Genomic DNA, 1,976 nt, shown 5'->3' on the forward strand with positions numbered 1-1,976 from the left:
GGTAATGGGTATGTCGACCTCAAGCTGATCAGCGAGGATGCCATCTATCTGGCTGACGATGGGACAAAATACGTCATCGAATGGGTGACCCAGCTGGACGTTGACCTCGCGCGGCGGATCACCGAGATTGCCGCCCACCACAAGCTCGTCCCCGACCCGGCTTCGGTCAGTCAAATCGAGCTTGGCCTCGACATGGCACGCTCCGCGACCATTGCCCCAGTGTGGGCAGTCCTTTTGACCGGGAACCCCCAGTCCCAGGGCCACGGTTCCCCCAGCGACGAGATCCGGGACGCCGCGGGACGGCTGCCCAACCTCTGGTTCGGTGACGCCGTCCAGCCCGAGACCACGAGTCAGCGGTTCCACATCGAGGTCTATGTAGCGCCTGAGGCGGCTGAACAGCGGATCGAAGCCGTCCTTGCCGCGGGAGGGACCGTCGTCGATGACAGCAACGCGCCGTCACTCACCGTCATCGCCGACCAGGACGGAAACAGGGGGATCCTTTGTGTCGATATGTCTGCTGCAAAGGATTAAAACGCAGGCAGGGTCGACCCAAAACACGGCCAGTGATCACTTTGCTTCCATGGCCCGAGTGACCACTTCTGCTTGCGGGTGGCCTGAATTCTATTGGGAATGTTTCCGATCCTGAGAGTGATCTGTTAGGTCTATAATGGCTTAAATAAAAGGGTTCCAGACGTTCGGCAATAAAGACCGATGTCTGGAATCTTTTTTGGCAGTAGAGAGTATCTCAATTTTCATCGGATGCATAATGCAAATGCATTCGGTAGGGTTTGAGACGGTGGATCAAATTTTTACCCATGAATATTTGTTGTATTCATGGGTCAATCGGATGGCAGTCTTTACCTGGAAAAGGGATGATCACGGCAAACCAACATTACAGGATTGCGGGCAAAGAAAAAGACGCTTTAACAGGATCTCCGCACATTGTCTTATCAACGCAGGAAATATTCATAGTAAGCGCCTTGGAAGAGTATAATTATTTCGCCGAAAACTCCAACGCAGAAAAAAAGGAAATAATAGGTTGCCTTGGTTACATCTTTGTTGAATAATTCCTTAAACGCTTGAATAAACAATCGTTCAAATTTAAACAAATTTAAGATCCAACCAATCAGAAGAAATGTAATAATTGCCATAACAGACCACCCAAATATAAATTTTTGTATTGGATTAATTATATGCAATTAAATGAAGAAAAGTCAATTTTGACCGTCTTGCTCTGTTGGCACCAGAAGCAGGTGAAAAATGGTTTAGAGATTGGTTTTGGCCGAACTGGAGTCTATTTATACTATAATAGAACAATAGAGTTGACTAATTTGAACGAACCGGGTGAGAATAAAGCAGTGATTCGTCTAATAATAGCCGCCACTGAGGGGAGGGATTTCGATGCATCCGCAGGAAAAACTTAAAATTGATCCAATAGAAGGTACTAGTAAAATAAGCAATAAGAATCGTACTTATATCGCCATCGACCTGAAGTCTTTTTATGCTTCCGTTGAATGTGTTGAACGGGGCCTTGACCCCATGACCACGAACCTTGTGGTCGCCGACTCCAGCCGCACAGAGAAGACCATATGCCTTGCAGTGTCGCCTTCGCTCAAATCCTATGGGATCTCTGGGCGGGCAAGATTGTTTGAAGCGGTTCATAAAATAAAGGAAGCCAATGCACAGCGTCAGCGGACAGCTCCAGGGCACGTGTTCACCGGAGAATCCTATGACAATACGGTTTTGAATTCCTCACCTGAACTGGCTGTTGCTTACATCATCGCACCACCCCGGATGGGCCTTTATATGGAGTACAGTACGAGGATCTATAATATCTATTTAAAATATATTGCGCCGGAGGACATCCATGTTTACTCCATCGATGAGGTATTCATCGATGCCACCGATTATTTAAACACCTATCATCTCACGCCGCGTGACATGACCATGATGATGATCCAGGTAGTCCTCAAGGT

At 47.8% G+C, this 1,976-nt stretch carries 1 protein-coding gene and 1 pseudogene; both read left to right on the forward strand.

Annotated features, from left to right (window positions below; all coding sequences use genetic code 11):
- Positions 1–531 (forward strand): VOC family protein (locus OEL90_RS14995; protein ID WP_300689926.1); only part of this gene is annotated, 531 nt, incomplete at its 5' end.
- 870 nt (positions 532–1,401) lie between these two features.
- Positions 1,402–1,976 (forward strand): annotated as a pseudogene (locus OEL90_RS15000) (hypothetical protein); the annotation flags it as partial.

This window comes from Acidaminobacter sp., from assembly GCF_030247605.1.
In the GTDB taxonomy this organism is placed as follows: Bacteria; Bacillota; Clostridia; order Peptostreptococcales; family Acidaminobacteraceae; genus Acidaminobacter.